This is a genomic window from Sulfurospirillum sp. 1307, from assembly GCF_054408545.1.
This window is the reverse complement of record NZ_CP176011.1, coordinates 1,364,516-1,380,656: the sequence shown is the minus strand read 5'-3', so window position 1 is coordinate 1,380,656 and position 16,141 is coordinate 1,364,516. Positions and strand designations below refer to the sequence as shown.

18 protein-coding genes are annotated in these 16,141 nt (G+C 30.7%); 12 read left to right on the top strand and 6 right to left on the bottom strand.

What is annotated here, in order from left to right; all coding sequences use genetic code 11:
• Window positions 1–133 precede the first annotated feature (133 nt).
• The 9 genes from ACKGJI_RS07000 (at window position 134) to ACKGJI_RS06960 (ending at window position 5,293) form a co-directional block, all read left to right on the top strand.
• The gene (locus ACKGJI_RS07000) at window positions 134–1,063 is read left to right on the top strand and encodes a DMT family transporter (RefSeq protein WP_458699572.1); all 930 of its coding nucleotides are present in this window, start codon (window positions 134–136) and stop codon (window positions 1,061–1,063) included.
• Window positions 1,053–1,466 (top strand): hypothetical protein, encoded by a 414-nt coding sequence (locus tag ACKGJI_RS06995; RefSeq protein ID WP_458699571.1) that lies wholly within the window; start codon window positions 1,053–1,055, stop codon window positions 1,464–1,466. The genes ACKGJI_RS07000 and ACKGJI_RS06995 overlap by 11 nt, the downstream gene beginning before the upstream one ends.
• Before the next feature lie 255 nt (window positions 1,467–1,721).
• Window positions 1,722–2,213 (top strand): ArsI/CadI family heavy metal resistance metalloenzyme, encoded by a 492-nt coding sequence (locus ACKGJI_RS06990; protein ID WP_458699570.1) that lies wholly within the window; start codon window positions 1,722–1,724, stop codon window positions 2,211–2,213.
• Window positions 2,213–2,722 carry a sigma-70 family RNA polymerase sigma factor gene (locus ACKGJI_RS06985; protein ID WP_458699569.1) on the top strand — a complete coding sequence of 170 codons (510 nt, stop codon included), beginning with the start codon at window positions 2,213–2,215 and terminating at the stop codon, window positions 2,720–2,722. Before ACKGJI_RS06990 ends, ACKGJI_RS06985 begins: the two co-directional genes overlap by 1 nt.
• A gap of 76 nt (window positions 2,723–2,798) precedes the next feature.
• Entirely contained in the window at window positions 2,799–3,371 is a 573-nt protein-coding gene (locus ACKGJI_RS06980) for a TetR/AcrR family transcriptional regulator (protein ID WP_458699568.1), read from the top strand.
• A gap of 60 nt (window positions 3,372–3,431) precedes the next feature.
• Window positions 3,432–3,890: a YybH family protein gene (locus tag ACKGJI_RS06975; protein WP_458699567.1), complete on the top strand. Its 459-nt coding sequence runs from the start codon at window positions 3,432–3,434 to the stop codon at window positions 3,888–3,890.
• Window positions 3,891–4,091 carry a tautomerase family protein gene (locus ACKGJI_RS06970; RefSeq protein WP_458699566.1) on the top strand — a complete coding sequence of 67 codons (201 nt, stop codon included), beginning with the start codon at window positions 3,891–3,893 and terminating at the stop codon, window positions 4,089–4,091.
• A 238-nt stretch (window positions 4,092–4,329) separates the two neighbouring features.
• Window positions 4,330–4,668, top strand: coding sequence for a helix-turn-helix domain-containing protein (locus ACKGJI_RS06965; protein ID WP_458699565.1), 339 nt, complete (start codon window positions 4,330–4,332; stop codon window positions 4,666–4,668).
• Entirely contained in the window at window positions 4,652–5,293 is a 642-nt protein-coding gene (locus ACKGJI_RS06960) for an IS630 family transposase (protein ID WP_458699564.1), read from the top strand. Before ACKGJI_RS06965 ends, ACKGJI_RS06960 begins: the two co-directional genes overlap by 17 nt.
• Window positions 5,294–5,600: 307 nt before the next feature.
• On the opposite strand, the gene ACKGJI_RS06955 is transcribed toward ACKGJI_RS06960, so the two are convergent.
• From ACKGJI_RS06955 to ACKGJI_RS06930, 6 genes are all read right to left on the bottom strand, one after another.
• Complete coding sequence (locus ACKGJI_RS06955; protein WP_458699563.1) at window positions 5,601–6,182, bottom strand: LutC/YkgG family protein; 582 nt, start codon at window positions 6,180–6,182, stop codon at window positions 5,601–5,603.
• Window positions 6,182–7,543, bottom strand: a complete 1,362-nt coding sequence (locus ACKGJI_RS06950; protein WP_458699562.1) for a lactate utilization protein B — start codon at window positions 7,541–7,543, stop codon at window positions 6,182–6,184. The genes ACKGJI_RS06955 and ACKGJI_RS06950 overlap by 1 nt, the downstream gene beginning before the upstream one ends.
• Complete coding sequence (locus tag ACKGJI_RS06945) at window positions 7,543–8,283, bottom strand: (Fe-S)-binding protein (RefSeq protein WP_458699561.1); 741 nt, start codon at window positions 8,281–8,283, stop codon at window positions 7,543–7,545. Before ACKGJI_RS06945 ends, ACKGJI_RS06950 begins: the two co-directional genes overlap by 1 nt.
• Window positions 8,284–8,342: 59 nt before the next feature.
• On the bottom strand, window positions 8,343–10,238 hold the full coding sequence (locus ACKGJI_RS06940; RefSeq protein WP_458699560.1) for a DHHW family protein: 1,896 nt from the start codon (window positions 10,236–10,238) through the stop codon (window positions 8,343–8,345).
• A 94-nt stretch (window positions 10,239–10,332) separates the two neighbouring features.
• The gene (locus tag ACKGJI_RS06935) at window positions 10,333–11,202 is read right to left on the bottom strand and encodes a sulfurtransferase (protein ID WP_458699559.1); all 870 of its coding nucleotides are present in this window, start codon (window positions 11,200–11,202) and stop codon (window positions 10,333–10,335) included.
• A 109-nt stretch (window positions 11,203–11,311) separates the two neighbouring features.
• Window positions 11,312–11,938: a LysE family translocator gene (locus ACKGJI_RS06930; RefSeq protein ID WP_458699558.1), complete on the bottom strand. Its 627-nt coding sequence runs from the start codon at window positions 11,936–11,938 to the stop codon at window positions 11,312–11,314.
• Window positions 11,939–12,026: 88 nt separating this feature from the next.
• Here ACKGJI_RS06930 and ACKGJI_RS06925 point away from each other — a divergent pair, with 88 nt between their 5' ends.
• The 3 genes from ACKGJI_RS06925 to recG are packed head-to-tail and all read left to right on the top strand — an operon-like array spanning window position 12,027 to window position 16,139.
• A complete protein-coding gene (locus ACKGJI_RS06925) occupies window positions 12,027–13,073 on the top strand; it encodes a dehypoxanthine futalosine cyclase (protein WP_458699557.1) in 1,047 nt (348 codons plus the stop codon).
• Window positions 13,073–14,365 (top strand): M16 family metallopeptidase, encoded by a 1,293-nt coding sequence (locus ACKGJI_RS06920; RefSeq protein WP_458699556.1) that lies wholly within the window; start codon window positions 13,073–13,075, stop codon window positions 14,363–14,365. Before ACKGJI_RS06925 ends, ACKGJI_RS06920 begins: the two co-directional genes overlap by 1 nt.
• Window positions 14,352–16,139 (top strand): ATP-dependent DNA helicase RecG, encoded by a 1,788-nt coding sequence (gene recG / locus ACKGJI_RS06915; protein ID WP_458699555.1) that lies wholly within the window; start codon window positions 14,352–14,354, stop codon window positions 16,137–16,139. The genes ACKGJI_RS06920 and recG overlap by 14 nt, the downstream gene beginning before the upstream one ends.
• The last annotated feature ends 2 nt before the right edge of the window (window positions 16,140–16,141 follow it).

The window sequence follows — 16,141 nt, the reverse complement described above, 5'->3', positions numbered from 1 at the left end:
AAAAGATTTTTTACAATCTCATCTTTTTTTCTTCCCTCTGGGACCTTTTAGGGTTTTTAGAGGTGCCCTTTATAAAATTCATGTCAGATTGTATCAAAAATATGGTACTATTCCACTAAAAAAAGAGTTATTAATGGTAAAAAGAGATATTGATTTTATTGCAATTTTTGCTTTAGTTATGGCGATGTTTGTTTGGGCAAGTTCTTTTATTGCTATGAAATCAGCAATTGGTGAAATTGGCCCGATGACAGTAATGTTTGGAAGAATGTTTATAGCAAGCATTTGTTTTTTATATTTTGTTCGTGGATTTTTGAAGCTAGATTTTACCAAAGAAGATATTAAATATATTGTAATGATGGTATTGTTTGAGCCTTGTTTGTATTTTATGTTTGAATCAAGAGCCTTAGAGTACACAAGTGCAGGGCAAGCTGGAATGATAACTTCTATGATGCCACTAATTACAGCAATTGGAGCTGGAATTGTTTTAAAAGAGATAATCACAAGAAAAGTAATCATTGGCTCATTATTAGCAGTAAGTGGAGCTATATGGCTTAGTTTAAGCTCAAGCGGAAGTGAGCATGCTTCAAATCCTTTACTTGGCAATACACTAGAATTTGGTGCTATGATAGTAGCTTCAGGTTATGCAATTTCTACAAGGCATTTAACAAAAAAGTTCTCGCCAATTTTTCTAACAGCAATGCAAGCGTTTGCTGGTGCAATTTTCTTTTTCCCTTTTGCGCTTTGGGAGTACAATTCGGTAGCTATGAATTTTAACACAGAGGCCATTTTATGGATTGTATATCTAGGGATTGTTGTTACAATTGGTGGATATGGACTTTTTAATTTTGCTTTAGGAAGAGTAGAAGCTAGTAAGGCTTCAATTTATATAAATCTAATACCAATTTTTGCTGTAATTTTATCTTACTTGATACTTGGCGAAAAGATGACATATAGTGCGATAATAGCTTCATTTATCATTTTAAGTGGAGTATTTATTTCTCAAATTACAACTGAAAAAATCAAAAATATAAGAAAGAAAAGGAAATTAAGAAATGCCAATTGATTTGTTGATTTTCAAAATTATTCACTTATATAGTGTTATGTTATTTGTGGGTTCAATTTTTTTCATAACTTATGTTATTGATGTTATAAAACATAATAGTGATAAAAGTGAATATAAACTTTTTGGCCCAAAAATTACTGCAAGAGCTAGAAAATTGATGTTTGTAAACATCGGTTTTCTTGTTTTTAGTGGAGGTTACATTCTCTTTAAATATTATGATATAAGTTTAATTGGTACTATTATGAGCTTAAAATTGTTTTTGGCAGTTTGTATCATAGTGATTTTTATAACTGCTGATTGGATAGTAGAAAAAACTAATCATATCCATTGGTTTCACCACTTTTTCCATCACGCCGTTATAGCATTAATGGCATCAGTGGTGATTTTATCTCAAATTATGTAAGTACCTAACCACAAATAAAATCAATTAAGGTGCAATACAAGGCAAATATACCTTTATATCAATAAATTATTAAATATTATCAATTGATTATATATTAAGATTTGTTTAGTTAGCATTTTTGTTTATACAATAAATAGTTATTATATAATATTGCACCCTTTTTTGATTTTATATCGTCTTCTTTTATAGTTAGTTCATATAGTTTTAAACTATTTGAAAATCACTAACATATTAAATAATGCTAAGGAGCAAATTATGCAACATTTAGGAAAAAAATTACACCTTCACATCTCAGTAGATGATATAGAAAAAGCAATTGAGTTTTATACAATACAACTACATGCTAAACCTACAAAAGTCAAAAAAGATTATGCACAATGGCTAATAGATGATTTATCTTTAAATTTTGCTATTTCAACACGAGGTTATAAAAAGGGGCTTAATCACTTAGGCATTCAGTATGAAAGTAGTAAAGCATTAAAAGAGGCACAAACACTTTTTCAAAAACATAATATTATCGGTAAAGAAGATACTGGTGCAGTATGTTGTTACAAAGAGTCTGATAAATACTGGGTAAAAGACCCAATTGGTATAGTGTGGGAAAATTATCATTCTATGAATGATATAGAAATTTTTGGTGAAGATGGTGCAAATAATGTTGATGGATGCTGTATGCCAACGAGTGAAAACCCATCAAAAATTCTATCATGTTCAAGTTCACAAGATAGTAAAAGTTGTTGTAACTAATGAACTTTGAATTAATTTGGAAAGAGTATGAAAGAGAGTTATCTTCTTTTGTACTCTCTCGTGTCAAAGATATAGATATTCAAAAAGATATTATGCAAGAAGTTGCACTTAAGATTTTTATTTCGCTCCATTCTCAAAATGAACACATCAGAGGATGGGTCTATAAAATCACAAAAAATACTATTTATGACTATTATAGAAAAATCAATCGACCTTTACCTGATTTTCAAGAAAAGATAGAAGAAAAACATCCGCTATCAGAATGTTTAGTGCCAGTTCTTGATTCATTAAAAGAAAAAGAAAAAGAAATTCTTGAATTGACACAACTACAACAATACTCTTTAAAAGAGATCGCTTTAAAAAAAGATTTACCCTTAAATACTATAAAATCTCAACTTTTTAGGGCAAAAAAAAGCTTAAGCAAAAAGTTTTTTTCTTGCTGTGATTATAAATATGATAGTAATGGAAATATTGCAGATTATGATGGCTGTACGATTGATTGTAAATGATAATAAAATAGAGTAGCCAATGTTATAGATACTAAGTTATATAGTTAAAATAACATATATGATATAATCCAATATTATGAAAAATCAACCAACAACACAAGAGAAACTTTTACAAGCAACATTTGAAGAAGTATATCAAAACGGCTATCATGGCACAGGCTTAAGTGCCATTCTAAAAAAAGCAAATGTAAACAAAGGTTCAATGTATCATCTTTATAAGTCAAAAAAAGAATTAATGTTAGATGTTATTGATAAAATTATAAAAAATAATTTATCAGAAAAATATGGTAGTCTATTAACTATTGAAAAAAATATTATAGATGAATTATTGCTTATCATAAAAGATACATCAAAATTTAATTTTATTAAAGGATGTCCTCTTAATAATCTTATTCAAGAATTGTCACCATCTGATAAAGAATTTAAAAATGCTTTAGAAGATGTATATCTTTATTTTGAAGATATTATAAAAATAGCTTTAGATAAAGCTATTGAGACTAAAGAGATAAAACAATGCAATACAAAAGAGTTATCAATGTTTATAGTTGCACTAATTGAAGGTGCTTTAATAACTGCAAAAAAATCTCAAAATGAACAAAATTATTTAATAGTAATAAACCAACTAGAACTTCAATTAAAAAACTTATAATATTCTCTTGACTGATTGGTTTAATTACGATATACTTAACTAATCAGTCAAGGATAAGATATGAAAACAATACAGATAGCAATTACAGGTAAAGAAGATTTTGAAGATTTATCAAATCCAACACAAGTGTTAGCACAATTTTATAGTGCATTTAACAATCAGGATTTTGAGTTAATGTCAAAAAATTGGTTACAAGCTGAAGAGATAGCTATGGATAATCCACTAGGTGGAATTAAAAGAGGTTGGGATGAAATTCAATCAGTCTATAGTCGTATATTTAATAGTAAGGCGAAAGTCTATGTTGAATTTTATGACTATACAATAGTTGATTTAAACGGTGGATTTTGTGCAATAGGAAGAGAACGAGGTTATGTACAAATAGGTGACCAAAAATTAGAACTTGCAATTAGAACAAGTAGGATATTTAAACTTATTGATGGAGTTTTTAAACAAGTACATCATCATGGTTCTATTGAAACACCAGAACTTTTAAAAGAGTATCAAGAGTTAGTAAAATAAATGCCATATGTTAATATTAAAATAACAAAAGAAAATACAACCAAAGAACAAAAACAAAAATTAGTTTCAGGAGTAACTAAACTTTTAGAAAAGGTTTTAGGAAAAAATCCCAAAACCACTTTTGTAATCATTGAAGAAATTCCATGTGATAATTGGGGAATAAATAATACTTTGGTAAGTGATAATCGAATATGCAAGTAGTATTCAATCTATAACAAAACGTGCGGGTTGAACACCCGCTAGTTCTCCGGTGATCCGCACCAGATAACAAGCGGGAGGAGCGAACAGTGACATCAGAAAACAAGCTTTCCAATGTCACTATCACTCACCCACGCCCCCATTATCAAAATAAATCCTCAGTGCCATATGTTATGGACTAATACATCAGCTTTACAATTATAAATAAATCTGTCATAGTAGATCAAAAAACATTACAGTTTTGAGGAATCGGGCTATAAAGTTAAGAGAGTCTGGTCATTCAAATAAAGAGACAGCAACAATTTTAGGAGTTGCTCCAGAGACAACTTCACGATGGTACAGCGCTTATAAAAAAAATGGTAAAAAAGCGATAGTTGAAAAGAAGACAGGTCGACCAAAAAATGTAGGTAAAACTCTTAGTAATGAACAGGAACAACGAATTATCCGCCAACTTATAGATACAACCCCACAACAACTAAAATTTAAATTTGCACTTTGGACAAGTGAAGCAGTCAAACAACTTATCAAACATGAGTTAGATATTGATATGCCAAAACTAGCAAATGCGGTTTTGCGATAGCAAAAAGTTTCCTGTAATATCTACAGTAGGGCACTATCTAAAGAAATGGGAGTTTACTTCAAAGAAACCAATCAAACGCGCTTATGAGAGAAAAGATGAAAAAACACAGAAGTGGCTTAATGAGGAGTATCCAAAGATAAAGAAACAGGCTAAAGCTGAAGATGCAGTTATCTGGTGGGGAGATGAGACAGCGTGCGTATCGTTACCATCCAATCTTAAAGGATATGCAAAAAAAGGAAGTAAAATAAAACCTGTACTTGACCATCCTGCACAAAAGTTTAAGATCAATATGATCAGTGCTATTACCAATACAGGTAAAACTATGTTCAGTCTGTATGATGAGAGTATAAATGTTGATAGATTTATAGAGTTCTTGCAAAAGGTGATAGATTCATCTGATAAAAAGGTCTATATAATTGTAGATAACCTCAGAGTTCATCATGCTAAACTGGTAACTGCTTGGATTGAAGAACATAAAAATCAGATAGCTATATTTTATCTGCCACCATACTCTCCAGAGTTTAATCCTGATGAATATCTCAATCAAGATTATAAAAGAAATGCTAATAAAAATAATATCCCTTTTACAAAAACACAACTGAGAAAAAATACTGAAAATATATGAATGAGATCTCAAAAAATGAAGAAAAAGTTGCTAACTTTTTCAAGCATCCAAGTATTGCTTATGCGGCTTGATTATTGAGTTTGTTTTTTAGGGGAGTAATAATTTGGTACTATAAAAGGACTGAAGGAGATTTTATGCAAATTGTAAATGGTATAAAGCTATTTTTGATTCAAGACAAAGTGTAGAAGATTTGTTATTACAAAAACTACTAAAAGGACACATGTTAACAAAACAGAGTAGCCAATAAATTACCTAGCAGTAATTTATTGGTTTTGAGCCTCTTTTAAACTGAACGCACGTTACTTAATTATACAAACAAAACACAAGCATCAGTTGGGCCATGTGCTCCAATTACTAAAGATTGTTCTATATCAGCAGTCTTTGAAGGTCCACTGATAAATGTTCCATATCCTGCTTCATTAAACTCTATTTTTTCATATGCTTCATGCATAGTATCTACAATATTATCTTTTTTTACAATAATTAAGAGTTGTTTGGCTATAAAGTAAAGAGCTCTTGGTATATCATTTGGATTAACTACCCAGATTGCACCATTTTCAGCTACTCCAAACTCACCTTCTATGATTGCTAAATCAACATCTTTTAATTCGTGTGGGTCTTTGATACTATTTATATCAAGAGTTGCACAAGAAATGTCTTTACATGTAGAAACTATTACACTAGCATCTGTATAACTTTTTTGTACAAATTCATCTATACTTTCATTTTGCAACCATATTGCATTTCCCCCAACAGATTTTAAAGAGTTTGCAAATTTTTCATTTTTATCTTCATATTTCATATGTTTTATGTTAGTATCTGGTAACTTAGTCTTTTGATTTGGTAAGTTGTTTCTGATTTTGTTGATAATCGTATCTTTTGAAGTCACTATTTTCTCCTTGCTTTATATAGCTCTTTAAAACTATTTTTAGGAAATTCTGGCAATTCTCTTTTCTTACCCCAAGCATTAAATTTAGAGTAAATAATAGCTCTTGGAAGCTTAGGAACAATTTTCCTTGCCAACTTGCCACTAAAATCCATCAAAGCTGGATGTTTCATAAGCCATGTAGCCATTTTTAAAGCAGTATGTTTTTTAAAGCTTAATAATCCTTCTTTTACAACATTTTGTCTGTGTTTATAGAGTTGGTTGTGCAAATTTATCTTTATAGGACATACATTGGAACAAGATGCACAAAGTGTACATGCAAATGGTAGCGTTTTATTTGAGCGAAGATCTTTGCTTGCTCCAAGAGTTGAGCCGATTGGGCCAGGGATTGTATAGCCATAACTATGTCCACCACTTCTTCTATAAACTGGACAAGTATTGATACAAGCTCCACATCTAATACAATTTAGTGATTGTCTAAAATCATCACTTGCTATTATTTCACTTCTTCCATTATCTACTATAATTATATGCATTTGTCCATCTATAACTGGTGCGTGATAATGTGAAGTATAAGATGTGATTGGCTGTCCTGTTGCACTTCTTGCTAATAATCTAGTAAAAACAGATAAATCACTCAATCTTGGTATAATTTTTTCTATACCCATACTTGCAATATGAAGTTTTGGTAAACTAGCACCTAAATCAGCATTTCCTTCATTTGTACAAACTACAATACCTCCTGTGTTTGCAATAGCAAAGTTTACACCAGTTAGCGAAGCATCAGCATTTAGAAATTTTTCCCTTAAATGAATCCTTGCTTCTCTTGTAAGATAAGTAGGATCACTATTTCCTTTTTGTGTTCCTAAATGCTCTTCAAAAGTAGTTCCTACATCTTCTTTTTTAAGATGAATTGCAGGAAGAACGATGTGAGATGGAGGCTCTTTTCTTAATTGGACTATTCTCTCTCCAAGGTCAGTATCAACAACTTCAATGCCATTTTTTTCTAAAAAAGGATTTAAGTGACACTCCTCAGTTAGCATAGACTTACTTTTTACAAGCTTTTTTGCTCCAATATCATTTAAGAGTTTTAAAACAATATCATTGTGCTCTTTTGCATCTTTTGCCCAGTGTACATGTATGCCTTTTTCTTTGGCGTTTTTTTCAAATTCTAATAGGTATTTATCAAGGTTATTTATAGTGTGTTTTTTTATCTCACTTGCAACTCTTCTTAACTCTTCCCACTCATCAATTCCATGAGCTGCCAAGTCTCGTTTTTCTCTAACAAACCACAACGCTTTATCATGCCAGTGCATTCTTTTTGTATTTTGTACAAATTTTGCTGCAAGTTCGGGATGTCCCATTATAATTCTCCTGCTAAAATTTGAGCGATATGAACTGTTTTAATTGGTAGTTTTTCTCTATCAATTACGCCTTGCATGTGCATAAGGCACGACATATCAACTCCTGTTATGTACTTAGCACCAGTACTTAAGTGATCATTTACCTTGTCTAGTCCCATAGCCGCACTTAATTCATCTTCACTGACACAAAATGTACCACCAAATCCACAGCACTCATCTTTTCTACTAGGTTCAACTACTTCAATGCCTTCTACTAAAGAGAGTATATCTTTTATCTTTGAAAATTCTGGCTCATTTTTTTCACTCATACTTGCCATATGAAGCTCTCTGTGAGCATGACAAGAGTTATGGATACTTACTTTTTCTTTTAGCTTTACATGTAGAGATTTTGGCTTTATAACATCATGTAAAAATTCAACTAATTCATATGAATTTTTCCTAAGATGCTCAAAACCATCAAGTCCTTCTAAAAATTGTGCGTAATTCTCTCTAATCATGCTAATACAACTTCCACTAGGAGCAACCACATAATCATACTTTTTAAAAATTTCCAAAAATCTATGAGCAAGCTGGTTTGCTTCATGGTAGCACCCTGTATTTGCTTGAGGTTGCCCACAACAAGTTTGCTCCATCGGGTACTCTACATCTAAATTTAAATTTTCTAGTATTTTTAAAGTCGCCATTGAAGCTTCAGGATAAAGCTCATTCATAAAACATGGTATAAAAAGTCCGATTTTCATATAACATCCTTATAGTAGTTTAAGTAATATTAACTTAGTTGTATAACAAATATATGATTTTAGCCAATCCAAGAAGAAAGTGGTTGTGGTTTTCCCAAAAAGTAACCTTGTCCATAAGTAATACCCATTTTTGTAAGCTCATCTACATCTTTTTGTGTTTCAACATACTCAGCTACTGTTTTTTGTCCTTTTAGTGAAGCAATCTCTTGTATATATTTTATTACAGATTTGTCTGTTGGGTCAGTATGCATATCTTTTACAAAACTTCCATCTATCTTTACCACATCAAAAGGTAAACTTTTTAAATACTCAAATGAAGACATTCCTGTACCAAAATCATCTAATGCAAGACCAATACCAACACTTTTTAACCAAGCTATAAAATCTTTTGCATTATTAAAATTTCCAACAGCAGAAGTTTCTGTAACTTCTAGTTCTAATTTTTCCCATGGAAAATCAAAGTGATTAACTGCTTCTTTTACTTTTGTTTGAAAGTCAATATTGTTAAGGGATGAACCTGCGAGGTTTATGTGAACCGAGTGAAGTTTCTCAATATGTTCAGGGCTCTTTGTTACTATTTCTAAATAACTCCATAAAACAAAAGAATCAATCTTTGACATAAGCTGATATCTTTCTGCTGTAGGCAAAAAATCTATAGGAGAGACAAAATTATTGTTTTTATCCCACATCCTAATCAAAATTTCATAGCTTATTTTTTCTGTATTGTACTGAAGAGGTACTATTGCTTGAGCAAAAAGTTCAAATTTAGAAGGCCCATCTTTTAGGGCTTCTTTTATAAAACCTGCTACTTCTATCTCTCTGTTAAATCTTTTTGATACATCATCGTTAGGGTTAAAAACTTCAAATTTATTTATACCTTTATCTTTTGCCATTTGCATAGTAGTGTCTATATGTCTTGTTATCTCTTTCGTAGTATATTCAAATGGTATAAAAGGTAATAAAGCTATATTTGCTGTACTTGAAAGTGATTTTGATTTTGTAGAAAATCTAAAATCGTTTAAAAAATTTAGTTCATTTTTGATAAATGATATTCCATCTTCTTTTGAAAAGTTTTTCAATAAAATCATAAAATTATCACCATCGATTCTAGCAACAACACCATTTTTTGAATTGAATTTATCTAGTTTTAATGCAATCATTTTTAAGAGTTGATCACCATTTTGATATCCAACTGTACTATTTATGAGTTTAAATTGGTTTATATCTATTTTTATAAGAGCATAAGGCGTATTTGTTTCATCTTTTAAAGCTTCATTTACTTTTTTTGCCATATAAAATCTGTTAAATAGACCTGTTAGTTGATCATGTGTTGCTTGAAAATTTAGTGTTTTAGTTGAGTTAGATATTTGCTTCATGAGATTGTTAAAACCAACAAATAGTTCTTTAATCTTATTTTGTGCATCTGTTTTTAAAAATATATTGTTATTATTTGTTGGATCAGAATCTTTCATAGCTTTGAGTAATTGGTTAAAAGGTTTTGTGTAACTATTACTTAAAAACAAACTTATGACAAATCCAATAAGCAATGCCAATGGCAATATCGACATTATTTTGATTAAATTTTCTTGTTGTTTCTTTTTTAAATCTAATAAGCTAATATTTATCAAGGTATGCCCAAAATCATATCCTTCAGCACTGATTGATTGTTTTGCATAAAGGTTGTTTGAAGCGTAAAAGATATCTTTATCTAAAAGATTTTGTTCAAGATTACTAGTATCTTTGTATTTAAATATTGGTTTATTTTTGTCATCATATATAATTAGCCCTTGAAGCACATCAAATGCTGAGAGTCTATAGGTTAAATCTGTAAAGCCATCTACTGTTGGATTCAAAATAATTTTTAAAAGGTCATTGTTGATGGATTTACTTAGCGTGGTAACTTCTCTTTGAGCGAAATCTTTTAAGTCTTGTTTGTATATGTTTCTTATTATCATAAGGGTACTTATCTCTATGATAAGTACTAAAAATACCATAAAAAATATAAGTTGACTTTTTATGGAAAATTTATTCCAAATACTTTTGGTACTATTATTTTGATTTTGCTTCATTGTTTTTTGGGCCAACTATTGGTAAAGAAAAATCATTACCCCATTCTTTCCATGATGCATCATAATTAGCTACATCATAACCAAGTTCTCTAAGAGCAAAATAGTCTGTAGAAGAAATTCTACCAATAGCACAGTAAATTACTACTTTTTTTGATTTATCTACATTTTTATATAACTCTTTTAGCTCACCAATGGATTTTAATTTTGATGATTTTGATTGTCCTTTGATATTGTGAAAAGCTGGTATGTTATTGGCACTTGGTATATGACCAAACCTTTTTGCACTAGATTGTTTACCTTCGTAAGCACTTTTAGCTCTTGCATCTATGATGATTTGATTTGGGTTTTTTGTAGCAATCAGTGTTGTAAATTTTGTTGCTAAATATTTGTGATTTATAGTTGCTATATAATTACTTGGTGTTGTCTTTTTTGTTTTTAGCTCTATTGGATAGTCTTTTTCTTGCCATTGTTGATATCCAGCATTTAGTATTTTAACATTTTGAAATCCATAAACTTCTAATGCCCAAAATAACCTAGATGCATCAAAAAATATCCCACTATCATAAACAACTATCTTACTATCTGTCGTTAAGCCAAGATTTCGTAGTATTTGTTGCATTTTAGTAGGAGAGGTAAGCTTTCCATTTTCTTGTTGGTTTTCATATGTAAGTTGTATTGGAAAATTAAGAGCATTTTTGATGTGCCCTTGTTCAAATTCACTTTTTGCTCTAGTATCTAAGATAGTATAAGAGTCTAGATTTTTAAGTAACTCATCTGCTTCAATCCTAAAAGATTGTGCCTGAAGATACAACATCCCAACAATACATAACATAAAAATCTTTTTCATCATATCTACCTACCCTAAAAAAGTCTCTAAAACATAATTTATCAATAGTACACCAATTGTCAATGATGATACTATAGCTATAAATCTTATAATTTTAGTTGAATTACTCATATTATCTTTCACTCAATGCTAATTTTATAGCAAGCCCAGCAAATACAGTACCTGCGACTTTATTTAAGATATTTTCTGCATTTTTTGAACGATTAAACCAATTTCCTAGTTTTCCAGCTAAAATTGCGATAGAGCTAAAGATAACCAATGCACAAAGCATAAAAATTGCTCCAAGTATGAATATCTGTATGGTTACATTTCCATTTTGAGGGTTTGTAAACTGAGGTAAAAATGCTAGAAAAAAGATTGATACTTTTGGGTTTGTAACATTCATAATAATACCTCTTTTATAGAGCTTTAAATCAGACAAGTTATGTTTATCGGCCTTTATGTTACTTTTTGAAGAAGATTTAAAAGATAGATAGGCAAGATACAAAAGATAAGCAGCACCTATGTATTTTAGTATATTAAAAGCGACTATTGAAGTTTGAAATATCGCAGCAACTCCAAGTGCAACCGCACTAGTGTGAAAAACAAGCCCTGTACAAAGCCCTAAAGTCACCATAATACCAGGCCTTGCTCCTTTACTCATGGATTGAGTTAGTACAAAAAGATTATCAGGTCCAGGTGCAAGTGCAAGTAAAGATGACGCAGTGATAAAAAGTAGTAAAGTTTGAGAATCAATCATGAGTATAAATCCTTCTAAAATGAAATATTTGTCTTTTGTTTAAATTTCTTTATGTATAATACGCATAGATTATAACGAAAGAGTTTTTATGAGTAGATTAACTAACAAAGAAGCGCTAGATTTAATACAAAATGCAGACTTGCATGAACTAGGTGAAATGGCATATAAAAAGAAGCTAGAACTTCATCCAGATAAGATTACATCTTTTGTAGTGGATAGAAATATAAACTATACAAATGTTTGCTGGGTTGATTGTAAGTTTTGTGCTTTTTATAGACATGCTAAAGAAGATGATGCTTATATCTTGAGTTTTGAAGAGATTGGCAAAAAGATTGAAGAATTACTTGCTATTGGTGGAACTCAAATCCTTTTTCAAGGGGGAGTTCATCCAAAACTAAAGATTGAGTGGTATGAAGAGTTAGTAGAGTGGATAAGTAAAAATTACCCTACTATTACGATTCATGGATTTAGTGCGATTGAGATAGATTATATCGCTAGAATTTCAAAAATCAGTTATGAAGAAGTTTTAAGAAGATTAAATGCAAAAGGGCTCTTTTCAATACCAGGTGCTGGAGCTGAAATACTAAGCGATAGAGTAAGAGATATAATAGCTCCCAAAAAACTAAGTGCTAAAGATTGGATAGAAGTTCACAAACAAGCACATAAAGTTGGCATAAAATCTACAGCAACTATGATGTTTGGTACAGTTGAAACTGACGAAGAGATAATTGAGCATTGGGAGAAGATAAGAGATCTTCAAGATGAAACAGAAGGTTTTAGAGCTTTTATAATGTGGAGTTTTCAATCAGCTCATACAAAACTAAAAGAAGAAATACCAGATCTAAAAAAACAATCATCCAATAGATACCTAAGACTTTTAGCAGTTAGTAGACTCTATCTTGATAACTTTAAAAACATTCAAAGTTCATGGGTAACACAAGGAAGCTATATAGGTCAATTAGCTCTTAAATTTGGTGCAAATGACTTAGGAAGTACCATGATGGAAGAAAATGTCGTTGCAAGTGCAGGAGTTACAAATCAAATGAATCAAGAAGAGATGATAAAATTGATTAGAGATATTGGAGAAATTCCTGCAAAAAGAGATACTGCGTACAATATCTTGGAGAAATTTTGATGAAGAAATTTTTATTGGCTATTTTACTTATACAAGGAGTTTTAGTGAGTGCAGTTTTAAAAAATGTTGATATAAAAGGTGTAAGTGTTCCTGTAATCTATGAGAAGAGTTCATCTCTTCCGATAGTTTCTTTACAGCTTGTGATACAAAAAGCAGGTAGCATAGAAGATGTAAATAAAGCTGGACTTGCTAGGTTTGTAGCAAATATGTTAGGCGAGGGTAGTAAGAAAAAAGGCTCAGTAAAGTTTGCCACAGAGCTTGAAAACAGAGCTATCAGCTTACACGTAAGTGCTGGAGTTGAAACTTTTAATTTTGAATTATCTCTTTTAAAAGAGCAATTTGATTTTGGCCTAGATATGTTAAAAGAGTTGATGAGTGATCCAAACTTTTCAAAAGAGAGTTTTGAAAAAACTAAACAGATAACATTGGGTAAGATTTCATCAAAACAGAGTGATTTTGACTATATCGCTAGTTTAAATCTAAAAAATATTTTATTTGAAAATACTCCATTGGGGCATGCCTATAATGGAGATGAAAAAAGTATCAACTCTCTTAGTTTAAATGATGTAGAAGATTTTTATAATTCTCACATGGATTTAGCAAATATGATAGTTGTTATTGGAGGTGATTTAAGCTTTGATGAGGTTAAAGCATCTTTGCAAAAACTACTAAGCGATGTAAAAATTGGTAAAAAAAGAGAGTTAAAAAGATACAGTGTTACAAATACCAATAAAGAGATGGTTGAGATAAAGCCGAGTGAACAAGCCTATATCTACTTTGGAGCTCCTTTACATGTAGAGCCTAATTCAAAAGATTTATACAAATCAAAAGTTGCTGCTTTTATACTAGGAGAGAGTGGTTTTGGAAGTAGGTTGATGGAAGAGATAAGAGTAAAAAGAGGTCTTGCGTATTCTGTTTACTCTAGAAATCATGTCAATAGTTCAAACTCTTATTTTTCAGGTTATCTTCAAACTAAAAATGAAAGTTTAGAAGAAGCTAAAAAAATAGTAAAACAAGAGATAGAAAAATTTGTAAAAGACGGTGTTAGCAAAGAAGAGTTAAAACAGGCTAAGAAGTTTCTTTTAGGTAGTGAGCCTTTAAGAAATGAAACTCTATCTCAAAGATTAAGTCGTGCTTTTTTTGAGTATTATAGAGGGTTTGAGCTTGGGTATAGTAAAAAAGAGTTAGAAAAAATAGAAAGCTTAAGTCTTGAAGATTTAAATGAATTTATCAAAAAACATGATGAAATCACTAAGCTAAATTTCTCAATTGTAACTAATGAGAAAAGATAATCAAGACGCCCAAAGATTAAAAAAACTAGGGGTAAGTAATCTGCTTGATTTAGCACTGCTTATCCCTAAAAGCTACGAAAATACTTACATAAATCAAACTCCACTTTTAAATGAATTTAACACTGTACATGTAGAAGTAAAAAGTGTAAGCTTTGGAAGAGCAATGAGTCTAAGGCTTTATTGTACTACTTGGGAGCAAAATATATTTGCAGTGGTATTTAATGCTAGAGCTTATCAAAGAAGTGTTTTTAAAGTTGGAGCTAGTTTACATGTAAGAGGTAAGGTTGAGTGGAAAAATGGCAATATAACCATGATCCAGCCTCAAATTGTAGAAAACATAAACCAAATAGTACCAAAATACAAAACATCACTCCAAAGTAAAACTATGCAATCATTAGCCCAAAAATATATCAATATACAAGCTTTGATGAATGAAGGCTTAAATGAATACGAAGCAAAAGTTTTAAATGATTTTCACTTTAAAGCCCCAAGCATGGATGAAGCAAAATTAAATGTTTTAAAGTTCGTAGAAATTTATAATTATTTAAGAGCTTTAGCTAAGAAAAAAGTAGACTTTGAAGCAAAAAATAGACTAGATTCAGATGTAAGTAGCTTTGTAGCTTCTTTACCATTTAAATTGACAAATGACCAAATAAATGCAATTGGCGATATAAAAAAAGATTTTATTTCAAAAAAAGCAGCTAGAAGAATCATAATGGGCGATGTTGGAAGTGGCAAAACCATGGTAATCTTAGCAAGTGTTGTTATGTGTTACCCTAAAAAATCAGTTCTTTTAGCACCTACTACAATCCTAGCGAAACAACTTTTTGATGAAGCTACAAAGTATCTTCCAAAAGATATACATGTAGGATTAGTGCTAAGTAGTAGTTCAAAAAAAGATGATTTAAATGAGTTTGATTTTATCATAGGTACTCATGCTCTTTTATTTAGAGAATTACCAGAGTTTGATTTGGTTATGGTAGATGAGCAACATAGATTTGGAACAAAACAAAGAGAACTTATAAATCAGCTTAGTATCAAAGAGTCTAAGCACCCACATTTTTTGCAATTTTCAGCAACGCCAATACCTAGAACAATGAGTATGATTCAATCAAGTTTGGTTGATTTTTCCTTTATGAAAGAAACGCCTTATAAAAAAGATATTACAACTAAGGTAATAAGAAAGCAAGATTTTAAAGCTTTAATTGAGCATATCAAAGATGAGATACAAAAAGATAAACAGATTATCATTATCTATCCTTTGGTTGAAGAGAGCGAAGTGATTGAGTATCAATCTATCGATGAGGCAAGGTCTTATTGGGAAAAGAATTTTGAAAATGTTTTTGTAACTTATGGTGCTGATAAAAACAAAGAGAAAGTTTTAGAAGATTTTAGAGAAAAAGGTAGCTTATTAGTTGCTACAACTTTAGTAGAAGTTGGTATATCACTTCCTAAACTCTCAACAATTGTTATAGTTGGAGCAGAGAGACTAGGGCTTGCTACTCTTCATCAACTAAGGGGTAGAGTTAGTAGAAATGGTTTAAAAGGATACTGTTTTTTATATACAAATCAAGAAAAATCTCAAAGATTAGATGCTTTTTGTAAGTGCCAAAATGGTTTTGATATAGCTGAACTTGATTTAAAATACAGAAAAGGCGGAGATATTTTAGGAGGGGTTAAACAAAGCGGCTCAAAGTTTGAATTTTATGATTTTGAAGAAGATATTTTAGTGAAAGCAAAAAATAGATTGGGAAGTCAAAAGACTTCCCATTAGTT

Bases quoted from the DNA above. Each gene is read 5' to 3' on its own strand.
- ACKGJI_RS07000 (WP_458699572.1), top strand. From the start codon at position 134: ATGGTAAAAAGAGATATTGATTTTATTGCAATTTTTGCTTTAGTTATG.
- ACKGJI_RS06995 (WP_458699571.1), top strand. From the start codon at position 1,053: ATGCCAATTGATTTGTTGATTTTCAAAATTATTCACTTATATAGTGTT.
- ACKGJI_RS06990 (WP_458699570.1), top strand. From the start codon at position 1,722: ATGCAACATTTAGGAAAAAAATTACACCTTCACATCTCAGTAGATGAT.
- ACKGJI_RS06985 (WP_458699569.1), top strand. From the start codon at position 2,213: ATGAACTTTGAATTAATTTGGAAAGAGTATGAAAGAGAGTTATCTTCT.
- ACKGJI_RS06980 (WP_458699568.1), top strand. From the start codon at position 2,799: ATGAAAAATCAACCAACAACACAAGAGAAACTTTTACAAGCAACATTT.
- ACKGJI_RS06975 (WP_458699567.1), top strand. From the start codon at position 3,432: ATGAAAACAATACAGATAGCAATTACAGGTAAAGAAGATTTTGAAGAT.
- ACKGJI_RS06970 (WP_458699566.1), top strand. From the start codon at position 3,891: ATGCCATATGTTAATATTAAAATAACAAAAGAAAATACAACCAAAGAA.
- ACKGJI_RS06960 (WP_458699564.1), top strand. From the start codon at position 4,652: ATGCGGTTTTGCGATAGCAAAAAGTTTCCTGTAATATCTACAGTAGGG.
- ACKGJI_RS06950 (WP_458699562.1), bottom strand. From the start codon at position 7,543: ATGGGACATCCCGAACTTGCAGCAAAATTTGTACAAAATACAAAAAGA.
- ACKGJI_RS06945 (WP_458699561.1), bottom strand. From the start codon at position 8,283: ATGAAAATCGGACTTTTTATACCATGTTTTATGAATGAGCTTTATCCT.
- ACKGJI_RS06940 (WP_458699560.1), bottom strand. From the start codon at position 10,238: ATGATAATAAGAAACATATACAAACAAGACTTAAAAGATTTCGCTCAA.
- ACKGJI_RS06935 (WP_458699559.1), bottom strand. From the start codon at position 11,202: ATGATGAAAAAGATTTTTATGTTATGTATTGTTGGGATGTTGTATCTT.
- ACKGJI_RS06930 (WP_458699558.1), bottom strand. From the start codon at position 11,938: ATGATTGATTCTCAAACTTTACTACTTTTTATCACTGCGTCATCTTTA.
- ACKGJI_RS06925 (WP_458699557.1), top strand. From the start codon at position 12,027: ATGAGTAGATTAACTAACAAAGAAGCGCTAGATTTAATACAAAATGCA.
- ACKGJI_RS06920 (WP_458699556.1), top strand. From the start codon at position 13,073: ATGAAGAAATTTTTATTGGCTATTTTACTTATACAAGGAGTTTTAGTG.
- recG (WP_458699555.1), top strand. From the start codon at position 14,352: ATGAGAAAAGATAATCAAGACGCCCAAAGATTAAAAAAACTAGGGGTA.